The 18,619-nt window shown below is 45.5% G+C and carries 19 protein-coding genes; 16 read left to right on the forward strand and 3 right to left on the reverse strand.

Annotated features, from left to right (window positions below; all coding sequences use genetic code 11):
- The first annotated feature begins 47 nt into the window (after nucleotides 1-47).
- From QT984_RS06800 to QT984_RS06825, 6 genes are all read left to right on the forward strand, one after another.
- Nucleotides 48-779, forward strand: a complete 732-nt coding sequence (locus tag QT984_RS06800) for a sugar transferase (protein ID WP_333054666.1) — start codon at nucleotides 48-50, stop codon at nucleotides 777-779.
- A gap of 445 nt (nucleotides 780-1,224) precedes the next feature.
- Nucleotides 1,225-2,256 (forward strand): GDP-mannose 4,6-dehydratase, encoded by a 1,032-nt coding sequence (gene gmd, locus QT984_RS06805; protein WP_333054667.1) that lies wholly within the window; start codon nucleotides 1,225-1,227, stop codon nucleotides 2,254-2,256.
- 406 nt (nucleotides 2,257-2,662) lie between these two features.
- Entirely contained in the window at nucleotides 2,663-3,607 is a 945-nt protein-coding gene (locus QT984_RS06810) for a GDP-L-fucose synthase (RefSeq protein WP_333373601.1), read from the forward strand.
- A gap of 286 nt (nucleotides 3,608-3,893) precedes the next feature.
- Nucleotides 3,894-4,505 carry a Uma2 family endonuclease gene (locus QT984_RS06815; RefSeq protein ID WP_333270564.1) on the forward strand — a complete coding sequence of 204 codons (612 nt, stop codon included), beginning with the start codon at nucleotides 3,894-3,896 and terminating at the stop codon, nucleotides 4,503-4,505.
- 92 nt (nucleotides 4,506-4,597) lie between these two features.
- Entirely contained in the window at nucleotides 4,598-4,960 is a 363-nt protein-coding gene (locus QT984_RS06820; protein ID WP_333373604.1) for a DUF6972 family protein, read from the forward strand.
- The gene (locus QT984_RS06825; RefSeq protein ID WP_333136537.1) at nucleotides 4,920-5,177 is read left to right on the forward strand and encodes a hypothetical protein; all 258 of its coding nucleotides are present in this window, start codon (nucleotides 4,920-4,922) and stop codon (nucleotides 5,175-5,177) included. Before QT984_RS06820 ends, QT984_RS06825 begins: the two co-directional genes overlap by 41 nt.
- 71 nt (nucleotides 5,178-5,248) lie before the next feature.
- Here QT984_RS06825 and QT984_RS06830 read toward each other — a convergent pair whose 3' ends face one another.
- Complete coding sequence (locus QT984_RS06830) at nucleotides 5,249-5,758, reverse strand: hypothetical protein (RefSeq protein ID WP_333373606.1); 510 nt, start codon at nucleotides 5,756-5,758, stop codon at nucleotides 5,249-5,251.
- Nucleotides 5,759-5,905: 147 nt separating this feature from the next.
- Here QT984_RS06830 and QT984_RS06835 point away from each other — a divergent pair, with 147 nt between their 5' ends.
- The 3 genes from QT984_RS06835 (at nucleotide 5,906) to QT984_RS06845 (ending at nucleotide 9,226) form a co-directional block, all read left to right on the forward strand.
- Complete coding sequence (locus QT984_RS06835) at nucleotides 5,906-7,300, forward strand: NB-ARC domain-containing protein (RefSeq protein WP_333373609.1); 1,395 nt, start codon at nucleotides 5,906-5,908, stop codon at nucleotides 7,298-7,300.
- 472 nt (nucleotides 7,301-7,772) lie between these two features.
- Nucleotides 7,773-8,354 carry a 5-formyltetrahydrofolate cyclo-ligase gene (locus QT984_RS06840; RefSeq protein WP_333270405.1) on the forward strand — a complete coding sequence of 194 codons (582 nt, stop codon included), beginning with the start codon at nucleotides 7,773-7,775 and terminating at the stop codon, nucleotides 8,352-8,354.
- Between the two features lie 95 nt (nucleotides 8,355-8,449).
- Nucleotides 8,450-9,226, forward strand: coding sequence for a fumarylacetoacetate hydrolase family protein (locus QT984_RS06845; RefSeq protein ID WP_333373612.1), 777 nt, complete (start codon nucleotides 8,450-8,452; stop codon nucleotides 9,224-9,226).
- A gap of 314 nt (nucleotides 9,227-9,540) precedes the next feature.
- Here the strand turns inward: QT984_RS06845 and QT984_RS06850 are convergent, their stop codons facing one another.
- The gene (locus QT984_RS06850; RefSeq protein ID WP_333054676.1) at nucleotides 9,541-10,014 is read right to left on the reverse strand and encodes a Tic20 family protein; all 474 of its coding nucleotides are present in this window, start codon (nucleotides 10,012-10,014) and stop codon (nucleotides 9,541-9,543) included.
- 142 nt (nucleotides 10,015-10,156) lie between these two features.
- Nucleotides 10,157-10,354 carry a hypothetical protein gene (locus QT984_RS06855; protein ID WP_190739976.1) on the reverse strand — a complete coding sequence of 66 codons (198 nt, stop codon included), beginning with the start codon at nucleotides 10,352-10,354 and terminating at the stop codon, nucleotides 10,157-10,159.
- Between the two features lie 168 nt (nucleotides 10,355-10,522).
- Here QT984_RS06855 and glyA point away from each other — a divergent pair, with 168 nt between their 5' ends.
- From glyA to QT984_RS06890, 7 genes are all read left to right on the forward strand, one after another.
- On the forward strand, nucleotides 10,523-11,806 hold the full coding sequence (glyA, locus tag QT984_RS06860) for a serine hydroxymethyltransferase (RefSeq protein WP_333054677.1): 1,284 nt from the start codon (nucleotides 10,523-10,525) through the stop codon (nucleotides 11,804-11,806).
- A 588-nt stretch (nucleotides 11,807-12,394) separates the two neighbouring features.
- The gene (locus tag QT984_RS06865; protein WP_333054678.1) at nucleotides 12,395-13,450 is read left to right on the forward strand and encodes an MraY family glycosyltransferase; all 1,056 of its coding nucleotides are present in this window, start codon (nucleotides 12,395-12,397) and stop codon (nucleotides 13,448-13,450) included.
- Between the two features lie 220 nt (nucleotides 13,451-13,670).
- On the forward strand, nucleotides 13,671-14,927 hold the full coding sequence (locus QT984_RS06870; protein WP_333208367.1) for a competence/damage-inducible protein A: 1,257 nt from the start codon (nucleotides 13,671-13,673) through the stop codon (nucleotides 14,925-14,927).
- Between the two features lie 299 nt (nucleotides 14,928-15,226).
- Nucleotides 15,227-15,364, forward strand: coding sequence for a hypothetical protein (locus QT984_RS06875; RefSeq protein ID WP_333054680.1), 138 nt, complete (start codon nucleotides 15,227-15,229; stop codon nucleotides 15,362-15,364).
- Between the two features lie 112 nt (nucleotides 15,365-15,476).
- The gene (gene aroQ, locus QT984_RS06880) at nucleotides 15,477-15,917 is read left to right on the forward strand and encodes a type II 3-dehydroquinate dehydratase (RefSeq protein ID WP_333208377.1); all 441 of its coding nucleotides are present in this window, start codon (nucleotides 15,477-15,479) and stop codon (nucleotides 15,915-15,917) included.
- A gap of 266 nt (nucleotides 15,918-16,183) precedes the next feature.
- The gene (locus QT984_RS06885; protein WP_333054682.1) at nucleotides 16,184-17,293 is read left to right on the forward strand and encodes a transposase; all 1,110 of its coding nucleotides are present in this window, start codon (nucleotides 16,184-16,186) and stop codon (nucleotides 17,291-17,293) included.
- Nucleotides 17,294-17,403: 110 nt separating this feature from the next.
- Nucleotides 17,404-18,552: an ADP-ribosylglycohydrolase family protein gene (locus QT984_RS06890; RefSeq protein ID WP_333373616.1), complete on the forward strand. Its 1,149-nt coding sequence runs from the start codon at nucleotides 17,404-17,406 to the stop codon at nucleotides 18,550-18,552.
- Nucleotides 18,553-18,619: the final 67 nt, after the last annotated feature.

An 18,619-nucleotide genomic window follows, 5' to 3' on the forward strand; every position in this document is an offset into this window, starting at 1 on the left:
GAGGCTTTATGATCAGGACTGTGTGTGGTGTGAAGTGAAGGAGTAAGATGACTGCCGACAGCCAACTAATCTCCGGCAAGGTAATTCGAGCGATCGCAAGACGCGGTTTTGGGTCTGTCCTGCAAGGAGATAGACGCATAAGTCGTTCTCTACAGAGCCTCGACGGAGAACTTTTCAAGCGGTTATTTGACATCCTGTTTTCCTTATCGGTTCTGATCCTGTTTGCTCCGGTTTACCTGCTTTTGGCTTTCTTAATCGCCTTAAGCTCGCCCGGTCCTATTTTTTACGTACAGGAACGAGTAGGCAAAAACCGTAAAAGGTTTTATTGCCTTAAATTCAGAACGATGGTGGAAAATGCGGACGATATATTGCTGGAAATCATGGAAAATTCTCCGCATTTGCGTCAAGAGTTTGAGGACAATTTCAAGCTGAAACAAGACCCTCGAATTACCTGGATTGGAAGATTTTTACGAATGACCAGTTTAGACGAGTTTCCCCAGTTTTGGAATGTTTTAAAAGGAGATATGAGCGTCGTCGGGCCCAGACCTTTAGTTGAAGAAGAACTGCCGAGATACGGCAATCACATCAACAAAATTCTCACCATAAGACCTGGAATTACAGGCTTGTGGCAAGTGTCCGGTCGCAACGACATTCCCTATCCCCGCCGAGTCCAAATCGACCTCTATTACGCAAATGACAAAAACCTTTGGATGGATATGTGGATTGTTTTCAAAACAATTGGAGTTGTGATTTTTCCCAAAAATAACGGCGCATATTAATTTTTGTCCGCAGTCAGCAATCGGTAGTTAGTTTTATTTGTTACTGACCACTGATGCTGACTACTGACAATCAGCGACAAACTCTTTGTCAAAACTAAACAGTTCCTAGATGCCGATCGCAGAATTGTGAGCTTAACTAAAGGGGCAAATACTTAAATAAACCTACCTCTTATTCATCTAGAAATATCAGTTATTCTAGATAGACTACTTTAGGTTTAGGTGTTAAACTTAACTCTATAACCTTTGGCTTAAGGGGGATAGCCTACTTATCTTGGGATAGCCGACTACCCAACAGCGTAGGAAGTAAACTTCAACTGGCTTTAGGTAACTAAAGTTAAGTTTGAGTAAGTTTTATAAAGCAGTTTGACAATACGGTCGGCAGGGAGCAACAGCCTCTGCCAAAAAATTTATTGTAAATTAACACAGCCTGTCAAAGGAAAATCAGATGACGCAACGTAAGCGAGCGCTAATAACAGGTATTACAGGTCAAGACGGCTCCTACTTGAGCGAATTACTGTTAGAGAAAGGATATGAAGTTCACGGCATTATCCGGCGCAGTTCTAGTTTCAATACCGATCGAATTGACCACATCTATGTCGATCCCCACAGCGAGGGTGCGCGCCTGTTTCTACACTACGGCGACTTGACGGACGGCACCACTCTCCGCCGGATATTGGAAGAAGTTCAGCCGGTAGAAATTTATAACTTAGGCGCTCAATCTCACGTTCGAGTCAGTTTTGACTCGCCGGAATATACGGTTGACACAGTAGGGATGGGAGTATTGCGGCTGCTAGAAGCAATTCGGGACTATCAGCACCGCACGGGCATAGAAGTGCGGTTCTATCAAGCAGGTTCTTCGGAAATGTTTGGTTTGGTGCAGGAAGTTCCGCAGAAGGAAACAACTCCTTTTTATCCCAGAAGTCCTTACGCCTGCGCCAAAGTTTACGGTCACTGGCAAACAATAAATTATCGCGAATCTTACGGACTTTTTGCCTGCAACGGCATCTTGTTCAATCACGAATCTCCGCGCCGTGGCGAAACTTTTGTAACTCGCAAAATTACTCGCGCCGTGGCCAGAATAGTCGCCGGCAAGCAGAAAAAGATTTACTTGGGCAATCTCGATTCTAAGCGGGATTGGGGCTATGCTAAAGACTACGTGCGGGCGATGTGGCTGATGCTACAACAAGACAAGCCTGACGATTATGTCATTGCTACCAACGAGACCCATTCCATTAAAGAATTTCTCGATTTGGCTTTTACTTACGTCAATTTAGATTGGCAAAAATATGTGGAGTTTGACGAACGCTACTTGCGGCCGGCAGAAGTCGAACTGTTGATTGGCGATTCGACTAAGGCGCGCCAGCAATTAAATTGGGAACCTTCTGTAACTTTTCAGGAGTTAGTGCATTTAATGGTAGATGCTGACATGAAAGCTTTAGAGGAGCAAGGTCGAGGTTCGGGCAACGGATTTGATTAAGCTGCTACATCAAGCCTTCAGTGCGAACAATTTGTCGGGGTAGAACCCCCGTGTCTACCCCTTTGGCTAAAGGCGCGCACCGGAGGATTGCCCCTGCACAAAGTTCACAACTGATGAGAAGATTGTTAAAGCTATTAGCCCGCGATCGGCATTCAAAGAACCAGCTTAATTGCTCGCCAAATTTTAGGCTGTGCGGGCTAAAAAAAACATTAAAATGATAGTTGAGGAGTCGCGACCCGTATATCTAACTTTCGGGTGTGCACGGCGCAAATTGTCCCTATCGGGTGCAGCTAAAATAAATTTGTGGGCAACCTCATCCTGTAGCTGAAAGCTTTTTTTGCTAAAGCAACAATTTTAGAATTGAAATTGTCGATCGACCTTTATTCAAAATCCCGAGGCTAAAATTATGACAAGCTTGGATTTAAGCAGCAAACGCATTCTAGTCACGGGCGGCGCCGGTTTCTTGGGCCGTCAGGTAATCGACCAGCTAGTAAAAGCAGGGGCCGATGCTGATAAAATTTCTGTAACTCGATCGCGCGACTGCGACCTCCGCGTCATGGAAAACTGCAAGCGCGCCGCCGACCAACAAGATATCATCATTCACCTCGCCGCCCACGTCGGCGGCATCGGTTTAAACCTAGTCAAACCCGCTGAATTATTTTACGACAATTTGATGATGGGCGCGCAACTAATCCACGCCGCCTACGAAGCAGGAGTCGAAAAATTTGTCTGCGTCGGCACGATTTGCGCTTATCCCAACTTCACCCCAGTTCCTTTCAAAGAAGATGACCTCTGGAACGGCTATCCAGAGGTAACTAACGCACCTTACGGAATTGCCAAAAAAGCTTTATTAGTGCAACTGCAATCCTACCGCCAGCAATACGGATTCAACGGTATCTACTTGCTACCAGTAAATCTGTACGGCCCGGAAGATAACTTTGATCCGAAAAGTTCCCACGTCATCCCCGCCTTAATTCGCAAAGTCCACGAAGCGCAAGAAAGGGGAGACAAAACACTCCCAGTTTGGGGCGACGGCAGCCCTAGCCGCGAGTTTTTGTATTCCACAGATGCCGCGCGGGGAATTGTGATGGCGGCTCAATCTTACAGTGAATCTGACCCGGTTAATTTGGGAACGAATAGCGAAGTTAAAATTCGCGATTTAGTGGAAACGATTTGCGAATTGATGGGATTTGAGGGAGAAATTGTCTGGGAAACAGACAAACCGAACGGTCAGCCACGTCGCTGTTTGGATACGCAAAGGGCTAAGGAAAAGTTTGGTTTTGTTGCGGAGGTGAAGTTTAAGGAAGGGTTGAAAAATACGATTGATTGGTATCGACAACACGCCGCGTAAGTGTGAAAAACCCGGTTTCTTGAAGAAACCGGGTTTTTTTAGGAATAATACTACATGCGGGTTAGAAACCTCAATTTATAATAGTCGGCGGTTGCAACCTATCCTACACAAACCAGTCCGCTTTTTGGCACTAATAAATTCTATAAATTTGGGTGATAATTCACTGACAATAGTCGGAAGCAGTGCCGTGTCCCTACTGCTGTGTCCTGTATTTCATCCGAGTGAAAACTGCTATAATACAAATACCTCGACTGGAATCATCGAAAACTGAAATTTGGGAAAGCCAATGATTGCCGATCGCACGCACAATTATATCTCACCGGAAGAGTATCTGAAGTTAGAAGAACTCAGCCAGGTCAAACATGAGTATATTCAGGGCGAAACCTATGCAATGGCTGGTGCAAGCGATGCTCATGTGACACTTGCCGGCAACTTATTTGCACTTTTGAGAAATCATGTTCGGGGTAGTGGCTGTCGTGTTTATATGTCTGACATGAAAGCCAGGATTGAATCGAAGAATATTTACTACTATCCTGACGTGATGGTAACGTGCGACGAAGGGGACAAATCATCTCAATCTTTTAAAAGATATCCTTGTTTAATTGTCGAGGTTTTGTCAAAAGGAACTGAAGGATTCGATCGGGGCGATAAGTTTGCTGACTATCAAGAATTAGAAACGCTGGAAGAGTATGTGTTGATTAGCCAAAAACGTGAACGGGTAGAGTGTTTTCGCCGTAATGCTGAAGGGTTGTGGGTTTTGTATTCCTATAATCAAGGAAGCGAAATTCACTTGGCTAGCGTAGATTTTCGCACAGGTATTGATGCTATTTATGAGGATGTAATTTTTACGAAGGAAGATTCAGAAGCAGAAATTCACGAAGTGCGATCGAGGGGATAAATGGAAAGTGCGATCGCGCCTCGGTTAAGGAAGGGCGATCTTCATGCAAGGTTATAGTAAACTTAATTGCAAGTATCCTATATAATTAGTTAATGAGTGGCATTAACCGCGAACTAACACCAGACCCAAGAATTAGTTTATTTGACAAACATCTTCCAGCAACGCCACAGGTACAAAGACTGCTGAGAAAAGAAGGAAAAGCTCATGTGTTTAATGACAGAGCCACAATGGATTTAGTGATACAAGCTATTATAGATAGAGGAGAGCTTACAGGGATTGAGGAGGAAACCGATGACTACGATCGCTACGGGTTATACTTTGATTATCCTATAGGTTATCAAATCAGAGCCGACGGCAGTCGCGTTCCGCTGTATTACGCAGAAATTAAAATCATCAAAGGAACCGATAATTACCATGTTATCCCCCGCACAAAACCTCGTCGAACAAATCAATGATTGGGAATTTATCGAGTTGTGGGTAGATCCGATTGTTTTCCCGCCTCGAATTCTGATGTTAGTGGGTGGCAAAAATAGTAAGTGTTGTATTTACGAGCCATCGGCGAATTATAAACCGCTGTTTTTAAGTTCAAGTTACGATGAGGCTCACTCGTGGCTAGTGGAAGATGAATATGAGCGAGTTGATGGTAGGCTTTTAGCCTCGGAAATAGTTTGAGACTGTGATATTATGAAGGCGATCGCACTTCAGTGAAGGAAGGGCGATCGCCTATGCTCAAACTTCAGTTGTTAATTAAATTTTGGAACACTAACCCGAATCCTCCTTTTTGGATTATTGCTAGGTGTCCAATCAACAGGATCCTTCCTGCCTCCCGACCAATTGCGAATATTTATCACACAGTCTCCGTTTTTAACGTGTGCCCAGATATGCCAAGTATTATTTTGAACTCTTTCATCGAAAATCCCTAGCTGTCTAAGCTCGGCAAAATTGTTGTTACAGACAGAATCTGCCCGTTGCTGATCCATATTTCGCAAATTTGGTAATCCACTAATGAACACAAATTCATGTGGTTCGTAAGCCATTGCTTTTTGATTTATTCCTTGTCCCCAATTTATAGTCAAAGACATACAAAAAGTTGACATAAATAGCAGAATTCCCAGCGGTTGATTTTTCCAAATATGCTTTGCCATTGAACCCCCTAATTTTCCTGGTATCAATAAAATGGTTGATGGCGAACCTGATACTCGGTGAAAAATCATTAAACTTACAATAATTTCACCTGCTGTACTAAATATCAATATAGCTAATATTCTAGTTTTTTTACATTGAAAGTATCAGAACAAATCAGATATTAATCATTAAAAAAGTCAGCTTATGTCATCTTTGTCATAAAATGTCATAAAAAATATGATAAAATAGCCAAGACCTCCATACATACTTAACTAATGGACGTTAAAGAAGTCTTGAGATTGGCTGACGAAATGGTTTTCGCCAAAACAGGAGAGCACTTGGACGATCTGCAAAAAGCTATCCTGCGGGGTGTATGGGAAGGTCAAAAATACTCTCAAATCGCAAAAACATCATATTGTAGTGAAGGTCACGTCAGAAATATCGCCTCAAAATTATGGAAGCGTTTATCAAATGTATTAGATGAAGAAGTAACTCAATCGAATTTACGCTCAACACTTGAGAGGCGACAAGTATTCATTGTTTCACAAAATTTTGGTAAGGATTTTGTATTTTGTAATGTCAATGTCAATACAGATAGCCAATCTCCCGAAGTTCCAAAAGAACGATCGCCCTCAACCCCGACCTCAGACACATCCCAACCCCAAACCAGACTAGACTTAGCAGACGCACCTCATATTTCATTATTGTGCGATCGCACATCCGAACTCGCCACCCTCGAAAAATCCATCGTCCAAGAAAAGTGCACCCTCGCAGCAATATTAGGAATTAGCGGTATTGGCAAAACCGCACTTTCCCTCCACCTCATCCAAAAAATTCAGCATAACTTTGAATACGTCATCTGGCGAAGTCTCCGCCACTCCCCACCATTAGAAACTACCCTAAAAAATCTCCTAGAATTTCTCTTAAATAAACCAGAAATCGAACTCCCTACCAGCATCCCAGAGCGAATTTCTCTGTTAATGGAATATCTGCGAAAAAACCGCTGTCTCATTATCATCGACGACGTGCAAACCATTCTCAGCAGCGGACAATTAGCAGGAAATTACCGCCCAGAATGCGAAAATTATAGCATCCTATTCAGACAAATCGGAGAAACAACTCACAACAGTTGTTTAATCCTCAACACTTGGGAACCACCCAGAGAAATTACCGCGTTAAAAGGTGAAAATTCACAAGTTCGCAGCTTACAACTCAAAGGCATAGGTGCCGCAGCAGTGGAAATTTTCCGACAAAAAAGTTTACTCAATCCCGAAACATGGGAAAACTTAATTAACACCTACCGAGGCAATCCATTGTGGTTAAAAATAGTCGCCACCACCATTCAAGAAATATTCCGAGGTAGGGTTGCAGAATTTTTAAAATATGATAGGATATTCTTAGGTGAAGAATTGGCAGCAACATTGCACCCGCAGATAAATCGTTTGTCAGAATTAGAAAAAAAACTAATCTGCCGCCTCAGCCGCGAAGCAAATTCAGTTTCAATAGAGCAATTGCTACAAGATGCCGATTTATCGCCCTCCGACTTATTTGACGGGCTGCAATCTTTGGGGAGGCGATCGCTCGTTGAAATAGAAGAACAGGAGAATGAAACGCTATTCAGCGTTTGTCCTGTGGTGAGACAATATGTGCTCTCAAATCCAGTTGGTTGATACTTTCCGACAGTCCGACAGTCCGGCAGTCCGGGAGTCCGACAGCCCGACAGTCCGACAGCCCGACAGTCCGGCAGGGGTTGAAACCCCTGCCTCAAAGCTAAAGTCGGTTAAAACCGACTACAGAGTGTAATGAAAACGCAATTAATTGTAGTCCTCTTTTAGAGGACTTTCGCTATGAGACAGGGGTTTTCAACCCCTGTCGGACTCGAAGTCAAACGAGAGATTCGATCGCAAATATGAATACTGCTGAACCTTCATTAACTAAAACCGAATGTTGATACTTTTCGACAGTCCGACAGTCCGGCAGGGGTTTAAACCCCTGCCTCAAAGCTAAAGTCGGTTAAAACCGACTGCAGAGTGTGATGGAAACGCAATTAATTGTAGTCCTCTTTGAGAGGACTTTCGCTGTGAGACAGGGGTTTTCAACCCCTGTCGGACTGGAACTCAAACGAGAGATTCGATCGCAAATATGAACACTGCTGAACCTGCATTAACTAAAACTGAATTAAGAAAATCGCTCCTCCACACCCGCAAATCCCTATCAGGACAAGAATGGACACAAAAGAGCACGAGCCTCTGCAATCACCTGCAAAACTCGCCCCTATTCACCCAAGCAAAAACAATCCTCGCCTACTTCAGTTGTCGCCAAGAACCAGATTTAAGTCCCCTATTTGTAACTCCCCGCAAATGGGGATTTCCCCGCTGTGTCGGCAAAGAGCTATCCTGGCACATCTGGCAGCCCGGAGATGCTTTACATACTGGAGCTTATGGCATACTCGAACCCCTGCCGGATGCTCCTAAAATAGACCACTCAGAAGTAGATTTAATGCTCGTACCTGCAGTAGGCTGCGATGTTCGCGGCTATCGCTTGGGCTACGGCGGCGGCTATTACGACAGAATGCTCAGTTTAGCTGAGTGGGAATCAAAAATTACGATCGGCATTATCTTTGAATTTGCCTCGATCCCCCAGCTACCAGTTGACTCCTGGGACAAACCGCTGTACGGAATTTGCACGGAAAGCGATTTGACAATCGTAGACCAAAAATCTTAAACGGGCCTAAACAAATTAATTTTCCGCAATTATGCCTATATCCTCTTAATCTAGAATCTAGAATCTAAAATCTAAAATCTAAAATCTAAAATAGTATGGCCCAGCGCTACGTTCGAGTTAAAACAACACAAGGACACATCCATTACGGTTTACTGCAACTCAGTCACAGCGTTCAAGTATTTGATGCACCGCCCTGGTTAAAAGGACAACCAACCGATTTGGAACTTTCACCAGATACTTACCAAATTCTCGCCCCGTGCTCTCCCTCAAAAATTGTAGCCGTAGGCAAAAATTATGTCGATCACGCCGCCGAGATGGGAACCCCTGTACCGGAAGAACCCCTGCTATTTTTCAAGCCTCCGAGTGCCGTCATCCCTGCCGGTGGAGCGATTCGTTATCCGCAGCAGTCGGAAAGGGTAGACTACGAGGGAGAATTGGCCCTGGTAATTGGCGAACATTGTACCAACTGCACTCCCGAACAAGCACACAGCAAAATTTGGGGCTATACCATCGCCAATGACGTAACAGCCAGAGATTTGCAAAAGCGGGACAACCAGTGGGCGAGGGCCAAAGGGTTCGATACATTTTGTCCCTTGGGGCCTTGGATTGTCCGCGAACTGAGTCCTGCAGCACAGTTGCAGACTTTTGTCAATGACAGCGAGCGACCGGTACAGTCATCCCAGATCGATCGCATGGTATTTTCCCCAGACTTTCTCGTCTCCTACATCAGTCAAATAATGACCCTAATTCCCGGCGATGTGATACTGACGGGAACGCCGCAAGGAGTAGGGCCGCTACAAATAGGCGATCGAGTCCGCATCGAAATTGAAGGCATCGGCAGTCTTGAAAATACAGTAGTTGTTAGTCATTAGTCATCAGTCATCAGTCATATCATGTCCGGTCGCTTCCCTCCGCTTCGCTTCGCCCCAAATCAGGTAGGGGCGGGTTCACCCACAATATCTGCCAATAATTGACAATCTCAAAAACCCGCCCGGCCGGGATATTATCGTCAATCGATCGGACATGATATCATTAGTTATTAATTAGGTAAGTGCAAAAACAACAATGTCTTTTAGGAGCTTCTAGGGCCGTGTTTAGCGATGATTTGCGCCCTGGAAAGAGTTAACCATTTCACGCACGCGCCCTCTCCCTACTAATGACCAATGACCAATGACCAATGACTGATTTATCGTACCTGCATATAAACAGCATCCGAAAGCGGAGGAATCTCTGCATAGCGTCCCAAAAGCGACTGCACGACTGCATAGACAAATGCAGCAAAAGCGCCCAAAAACACCATGTTATACAGAGTTTCCGCAATAAATGCGACTTGTAAGCCGTTAGAAAAAATCGGCAAAACCAGACCGCACAGCATCAAAACAATGTCTAAAAGAATCGCCTGCATCGCATTAAAACGAATGAAGTGACTGATGTTTTCGTTTCTAACTACTCCTAAATACAGAGCAAAGAAAATAACCAAGCTAGCAAAGGGCAAACTATAAATTTGCATCAAAGGAGCTAGCGGTATCAACAACAGTTGCAGCACAGGAAACTGTGTAAACAGAAACCTGCCAAAGGCCAGCCCGTCAACCAACGGGAGCAAATAAGGCAAAGAAGCAAAAATCCGGTCTGTAACAGTTGTAGACCCGCGCCAAGTCATAATGAACTCTCCTGAGTCGATCGGTGAACTATTAATTCCATTAAACTCAGGATAACGCAGCAGCAGGGTTTGTGTTTCGACTCTGCCGGAACTTGCTTTTCACTCAGCAGGGAGCAGCCCCAACTACCAGATGCAGGCTTTTTTATTTAATATTAGCGATCGTGAAGCCCATTTGACACTCGTACCGATCGGGCAAATTTTCCGTAGGTTTAGCAACTGGATGTCCACAGCGAAGCTCTCCACCACTCCAGCGCGGTTGGCCAGTGCGATCGGCCAGCAAACAACTTTGGCAAACACACTGAGGGGCAAGCATCTGATTTTCCATTAAAATGACTAACATTTGATACCTCCGGCAGGTTTCACACCAGTAATTTCATTGTATGTCAGGAGTTGGGGACAAACCGCTTAACCTGAACACAACGTAATATTTATGTCAATGGTGCGAAATCCGTAGTACGGTATAAGATCCCCAATTCCCAATCCCAAAATTGTCAAGAGGTTGATTATTGTGACGGACACTAACTTAGAATTCCTTTCCAAAACCGATCCGCTCATTGCCGATTTAATCGGGCAAGAGCTCCAGCGGCAGCGAGACCACCTAGAACTCATCGCCAGCGAAAACTTTACCTCCGCAGCAGTAATGGCCGCTCAAGGCTCAGTGCTGACCAATAAATACGCCGAAGGACTGCCAGCAAAACGGTATTACGGCGGCTGCGAATTTATTGACGGCATCGAGCAAATCGCGATCGATCGCGCCAAACAGCTATTTGGAGCCGCTCACGCCAACGTCCAGCCCCACTCCGGCGCTCAAGCCAACTTTGCAGTATTTTTGAGCTTGCTGGAACCCGGAGACGGAATAATGGGCATGGATTTGTCCCACGGCGGACACTTGACCCACGGTTCGCCGGTCAACGTATCCGGCAAATGGTTCAAAGCTTATCACTACGGCGTCAGCCAAGAAACAGAACAGCTCGACTACGACGAAATTTTGGCACTGGCCAAAGAAAACCGACCGAAATTGCTAATTTGCGGCTATTCAGCATATTCGCGAATTATCGACTTTGAGAAGTTTAGAGCGATCGCCGACGAAATCGGAGCCTACCTGCTCGCCGACATCGCTCACATCGCCGGGTTAGTCGCCACAGGACACCACCCCAACCCCCTCCCCCACTGTCACGCAGTCACCACCACTACTCACAAAACCCTGCGCGGCCCCCGTGGTGGCTTGATTATGACCAATGACCCGGAATTAGGTAAAAAGTTTGACAAAGCAGTTTTCCCCGGCACTCAAGGTGGGCCATTAGAACACGTCATTGCGGGCAAAGCAGTAGCTTTCGGCGAAGCATTAAAGCCTGAATTTAAAACTTATTCCGGTCAAGTAATTGAAAATGCGCGCGCTTTAGCGACACAGTTGCAGCAGCGGGGTTTAAAACTCGTTTCCGGCGGCACGGACAATCACTTAATGCTAGTTGATTTGCGATCGGTAAACATGACAGGCAAGGTAGCGGACCAATTAGTCAGCGGTGTGAATATTACTGCTAATAAAAATACCGTGCCTTTCGATCCGGCATCTCCCTTTGTCACCAGCGGTTTGAGACTCGGTTCGCCGGCGATGACCACCAGGGGAATGGGAACAGCAGAATTTACCGAGATTGGCAATATTATTGCCGATCGCCTGCTAAATCCCGATGATGAAAGCGTTGCAGCCGACTGCTTGCGTCGAGTAGCAGCACTGTGCGATCGCTTCCCCTTATATCCCCACTTGTACTTGAAAGTGCCGGCATTAGCTTAATTTTCCTGATCTGCAACGGGAAATTGGTAGTTGGAAGTGTACGGGTAAAAGGGTTAGTCGATTTTAGATTTTAGATTTTAGATTTTAGATTTCTTCTCGCATTGAATCTGGGGGATTGAACTAGCATCTTAAATTTTGGGATCGACCATCGATTGTATCGGGGGCTTGTAACCGCTTTGGGGCGGATATAAAGAGCAGGAAAAGATTGAGAGTTGCCGGTAGCGATATTGACAAGCGGTTTTCACCAAAAATATCGATCGCCAATACGGTTTTTAGTAAAGATATTTGTCGGGCGGGGCTGGTTTGACTAACGGTATTTGTCGGTTGCGAAAGATACCGTTCAACTGGGCCCGCTCGCCAAATATCGACTTTTTTGCTCGCGAAAAAGTCGATATTTCAAATCGTTAATTCGAGAGTTAGAAATGAAAAACCTGACAATTCGTCCTCCTGCAACTGCCATTGCGGCAAATCTCCGACTCCCAAACCCCCAGTCGCTCTTCAAGATGTTTCCTTGTTATAAGCCATCTGAAATGTAGTAGACTCTGCCTGACAGACTAATTGCCCCGCACTATTTAAAATTGATTTCAGATGCCGTACCAGTATCTGTACCACATACTCGCTTTCCTGGTTTCTGCGATCGTCGTCCTCTGGAGTACACCAATAGTCAAAAAAATTGGTCTCAAAAGCGGGCGAGTCGATCGGCCAGGCGAGCGAAAAGTCCACAAGCGCCCAATGGTGCGCTTGGGAGGAGTGTCCATCTTTCTCGGCACTATCACTGCCCTCTTATTTGTCTGGATCTCAGGAGGCTTCCTCGATGCTAACGGACAAGTTCTCAATCCCAAAGACGAATACGAAATTTGGGGAGTCACCCTCGGCGGCATCGGATTCTTCCTCATCGGTTTAGCAGACGACCTATTTTCGCTCTCGGCCTTAAAACGCTTGCTCATGCAAATTGGCGTATCCAGCATCGTTTGGTACGCGGGCGTACAGATTGAGTTTCTGACAGTTCCCTCCTTGGGACTGACTAATATTGGCTGGCTGAGCTTGCCAATTACCGTGATTTGGCTCGTCGGCATGGCGAATGCCATCAACTGGATTGACGGTTTGGACGGTTTAGCAGCCGGAGTTTCAGGGATTGCAGCCGTTGTGATGCTGATTGTCAGTTTGGCGATGCAGCAACCAGCGGCGGCCCTGATTGCAGCGGCTTTAGCTGGCGGGACATTGGGGTTTCTGCGCTACAACTTCAATCCGGCTCAAATCTTTATGGGAGATGGCGGGGCTTATTTTATCGGGTTTACTCTCGCTGGAGTGGGAGTAATTGGGTTGGTTAAAACTACGGCTGTTACTTCTGTGTTGCTGCCCTATTTAATTTTAGCTGTACCGATTTTAGATATGTCGGCGGTGATTCTCGATCGACTTCGCAACGGCAAGTCACCGTTTATTGCTGACAAGCGCCATCTCCACCACCGACTTCTAGAAGCCGGACTCTCCCATCGATTTGCGGTTTTATTTATTTACTCACTGACACTGTGGGTGGGAAGTTTAGCCCTAGCTTTTTCGCTTCCGAGCGGCGTAATTTACGCTATGGGTGCAACAAGTTTGCTGGGATATGCTAGCTGGAAAGTTTGGAGACACGCTAGGTGAAGGAAGAAGGAAGAAGGAAGAAGGAAGAAGGAAGAAAAATAATTTCTAATGCCAAATGCCTAATTCCCAATGCCCTGCGCGGGCCAATGCCCAATGCCCCATGCCCCATGCCCCATGCCCAATTCCCCATGCCCAATTCCCCAATCCAATGCCCCATGCCCAATGCCCAATGCCCAATTCCCCAATCCAAAATCCAAAATCTAAAATCTAAAATCGAATAATGGTTGCTGAAATTATTTGTGTTGGCACTGAATTGCTGTTAGGCGATATTCTTAATAGCAATGCCCAGTTTTTAGCCAAAGAATTAGCGAGTCTGGGAATACCTCACTACTATCAAACAGTGGTGGGGGACAATCCAGAACGTATCAAACAAGTGTTAGAAATCGCCGTCAGTCGATCGCAGCTTTTGCTCTTCACCGGCGGTCTGGGCCCCACACCAGACGACCTGACAGTGGAAACCATCGCCGATTTTTTTGGGGTTCCCTTAATAGAAAAGCCGGAAATTATCGCCGATATCGAATACAAATATGCCCAGCGGGGAGGCACCATGAGTCCCAGCAATCGCAAGCAAGCTTTAATTCCAGAAACTGCGGATATTCTGCCGAACCGCAGCGGTTCTGCACCGGGCATTATTTGGCAACCGGTTTCTGACGTGACAGTAATGACATTTCCCGGCGTACCGGCGGAAATGCACTTGATGTGGCAAGAAACCGCCGTTCCTTACCTGCAAAATAACGGCTGGTGCAGCGCCACTATTTACAGCCGCACATTGAAATTTTGGGGGATTTCTGAGTCAGCATTGGCGGAAAAAGTAGATAGTTTTTTGAATTTAACTAATCCTACTGTGGCTCCCTACGCCAATCACGGCGAAGTCAAACTGCGGATTTCGGCCCGCGCAAACGAGAAAGTTGCTGCGAAAAACTTGATTGAGCCGATCGAACAACAATTGCGGCAAATTGCCGGCTTAGACTGTTACGGTGCTGATAGCGATACCCTCGCTTCGACTGTGGGCCAATTGTTGCTGGATGCGGGGCAAACTCTCAGCGTGGCTGAATCCTGCACGGGAGGAGGATTGGGGGCGATGCTGACAGGTGTTCCCGGCAGTTCGAGCTACTTTTTAGGCGGGATTATTTCTTACGACAATCGGATTAAGGAAGGATTATTAGGTGTTAATCCCCAAGATTTAGCCGAATTGGGGGCAGTCAGCCACCAAGTGGCAAAACAAATGGCTGCGGGAGTTCGCGCCAGCCTCAATACCAATTGGGGGTTGAGCATTACAGGCATCGCCGGGCCAGGAGGCGGCACCGACGGTAAACCTGTCGGACTGGTTTATGTCGGTTTAGCGGGGCCCGACGGATCCGCAGAAAGTTTTGAATACCGTTTTGGCGATGCCAGAGGCCGCGAGTGGATTCGGAATTTGAGTAGCTGTACGGCGCTCGATCGACTCCGGCGTACATTATTGTTGGCAAAAGTGTAGAAAAAATCCTACGATTGGTCAATTGTCAACAGTCAACCGTAAGCTTAAGCTTTATTTAACACTCTCTACTCCGATATAATTCGGCAATTTTCCTTTTGCCTCTTGATTATCTGTAAAGATTCGTTATGATAATAAGATAGGACTGATTGGCCAAGATACTGAATCTCTCCATTGCTGAAAATAACCAGCAAGCGAGAAAGCAAGTTTGACCTTTGGTTTCAAAGTCGTGCTTGCTTATTTTCAGATATTTAGCCGTCGGTTTAGCAATCTAGACTATAAAAAAAGGAGCTATCCGTTCAATGGAAGACATTGAAAAGGTGCTGGAACAAATTAAAGAATGGGTTCGCAAGCTGATAGAAGGATTGCTGAATCCTGAAGCTCAACCGGAACTAGAACCGATTCGTATTCCTGTCAACCAACCGAGGAATCGCAGGTAGTCGGGACTGAATTAGAAGTTTGATGTTTAAGGTTTGACCTTTGAGGTGGTTGACTGGTTTTAAATACCATGTCAAAACTCTCTTAAATTTTGTTGCGCGGGAAATTTTAAAATTGTTAAATATCCTGGTACTTCACGGCCCTAATCTGAATCTATTGGGTCAGCGAGAACCTGGAGTTTATGGTTCTGCGACTTTAAATGATATCAACAAGTTGCTAGAACGAGAAGCGCAAGCCCTCCAGGTGCAAGTCTCAATTCAGCAGTCGAATCATGAAGGGGTATTGGTGGATGCAATTCACTCGATGTTAGGGCAGCACCAAGGCTTATTGATTAATGCTGGAGCTTATACTCATACGAGTGTGGCAATTAGAGACGCGATCGCCGCGGTGAATATCCCGGCGGTAGAAGTTCATCTGAGCAATATTTACCGGCGGGAAGCTTTTCGGCACCACTCCTTTATCGCAGCGGTGGCGATCGGACAAATCAGCGGTTTTGGCCCAGAAAGTTATCGGCTGGGGCTGCAAGCTCTAGTTAGTTACCTGATTAAAAATTAAAAAATTACCGATGGTAGCGATCGGATGAGGGCAGGTTTTAGATGGAAAACCAGCCCTTATATGTTTGGGTTGAATTCAAATTAATCACAAGAGTTAGGCAAAGAAGCAAACCAGGAAGAACTCTAAATTACCAATTACCAATTACCAATTACCAAAGAACGGGGTTTAAAGCCCCGTCCTTATAGGACGGTTTTAATTTCTTAATTGTCCTAATTTTCTCAGATGTTGTGGTATAGTATAATAAGAATAACACAGGAGAGAGAGGCATGAAAGCGCGGTATCGATACAGATTATCTCCTAGTACGGAACAAAAAATTAGCTTAGCTAAATTGTTTGGTTGTACTAGAGTAGTCTGGAATGATGCCCTAAGAATTTGCAAAAACTCTGCCAAAAAACCTAGCTGTGCAGACCTGCAAAAAATTGTAATAACTCAGGCAAAAAAGACTGAGGAGAGAGCATGGTTGGGAGAAGTGTCGGCGATTTGCCTCCAACAATCTGTCTCTGATTTGGAAACAGCTTTTAAGAATTTCTTGGATTCTTGTAAAGGAAAACGTAACGGAAAAAAAGTCGGCTATCCAAAGTTCAAAAAAAAGACAAACAGCCAATCCGCCAAACTAACCAAAAACGGTTTTTCGTTGAGGGATGATTATGTTTACCTTGCAAAGATTGGCAGAGTTAAGCTGATTTGGTCTAGGGAATTGCCAGACCATCCAAGCTCTTTAACTATAATCAAGGATTGTGCAGATCGGTATTTCATCAGCTTTGTAGTAGAGGATGACCCCGAAGAAGTCGAAGCTAAGAACCACAGCGTCGGCATTGATTTGGGCATTAAAACCTTCGCTGTAATGAGTGACGGGACTAAAGCTGTAAGCCCTGACTACAAAGTGTTAGATCGCAAAATTCGCAGATTACAGCGTAAACTTTCCCGTCAAAAACTCGACTCTAAACGGCGGAATAAAACCCGACTGCAAATAGCTAGACTGCACAACCGAATTGCTGACACTAGAAAAGATTTTTTGCACAAACTATCAACTAACTTGGCTAAGGATAATCAACTTGTCATTTTAGAAGATTTGAATGTAGCAGGAATGGTAAAAAATAGGAAGCTATCAAGGGCAATTAGTCAGCAAGGTTGGGGTGAGTTTAGGGCTTTGTGCGATGGAAAATGTGGGAAGTATGGCAGAGAGTTCAAAGTAATTAGTCGCTGGGAACCTACCAGCCAAGTTTGCTCAGATTGCGGGTTTAAGTGGGGGAAAATAGACCTCTCTGTGCGTTATATACTCTGCCTCAATTGCGGTACTAACCAAGACAGAGATGAGAACGCCGCCAAAAATATAAATAAAGTCGGGATAGGGCATTGCCACGACTCTAAATGAACATGGAGACGCTCGTAAAACTACTTCGGTAGTATCGGTCAATGAAGTGTTAAGAATCCCCGCGCTTTTAAGCCGGGGAGTATGTCAATAACAACTTGAGTTAAATTCAAATGCGGCATTCCCTGTTGAGCAAGTTTCAAGGAACCATCCTGGGGGCAGTTTTAGGAGACTCTCTAGGCCTGCAATACCAGAGGCAACTCGTCGGTATTCCCCCCCAAACAGAAGACTTGCAGCCGATTTTACAACTGACGAAACACCAACAATTGACCGTAAGTGGCGCAACATTGGCGTTGAATTCTGTCAACAGTAAAATCCCAAGTGGCAAAGACTCATCCGCATCCGGGACACTTGCGGTAGCGTGTGCTCAAAGTTTAATTCGGTGTAGGGGTTTAAATTTAAAAGATTGGCGCGATACTTGGGAAGCATTTGCCAAGTCGGAAATCTACCATCCCCGCAACAGTGAGTTTCCAACCTTACTTAACCCTGGTGAAGCTGCCCTTGCTGCGCTGCCATCGGCGATGTTTTTTCACGAAAATAAAGCCAAATTGCGAGAAAAAATCATGCTGGCGATAGAGGTTTGGCACAACGAAAACCCGCCAGAATGGGAAACAGCAATTTTAGCAGTAGCATATACGATCGCCCGCTCTCTCAAAGAAAGACTTGACCCCGCGACGGCGATCGAGCAAACACTTGCCTACCTGAAAACAGAGAATGCCTTAACAGAGCTGCTGCTGCAAGTGCAAATACTACTAGAAAAGGGAGCCGATTTAGAAACAGCCGCCACTTATCTGTGCAAAAGCGCCACAGAAGCGCGAGAAAGACAGGGCGAAGGTGAGAAAAAATTACCAAGGGAGTCAATTGTCAACCCAGGAAATTTCATTCCCATTGCCTTAGCTTTCTACTGCTTTTTGAACACCCCAGAAGACTTGCGCTTGTCAGTGGTGCGTGCTGCCCGCTGTGGTATAGCCGGACAAATAACCTGCGCTTTGACGGGAGCTTTGTCTGGAGCGTATAACGGCGTTGCTGCGATTCCTGTAGAATGGCGACAGGTATCTTCGGCTCAGGTTAATTCGCAGCAGCTAGCCGAGGGCCGAGAACCTTTGCTCTGGGGAACTGGCAGCGATGTAAAAATTGTAGAGTTAGCAAATAACCTGTTTGCTGTTTGGGCAGGCGTTTACAGGCCCGATGCCGGAGTCGATTCTGCTGTGCTAGCCCGATCGGTGGCTGCACCTTATGTCATTAGACCTCGTAAAATATAAAGGTTAAAGCTTTTAACAGTAAGGGGAAACCAGCAACTAACAAGTCAAAAGCCAAAGTGGAAGGAGA

The organism is Microcoleus sp. Z1_B2 (assembly GCF_036700325.1).
Classification (GTDB): Bacteria; Cyanobacteriota; Cyanobacteriia; order Cyanobacteriales; family Microcoleaceae; genus Microcoleus.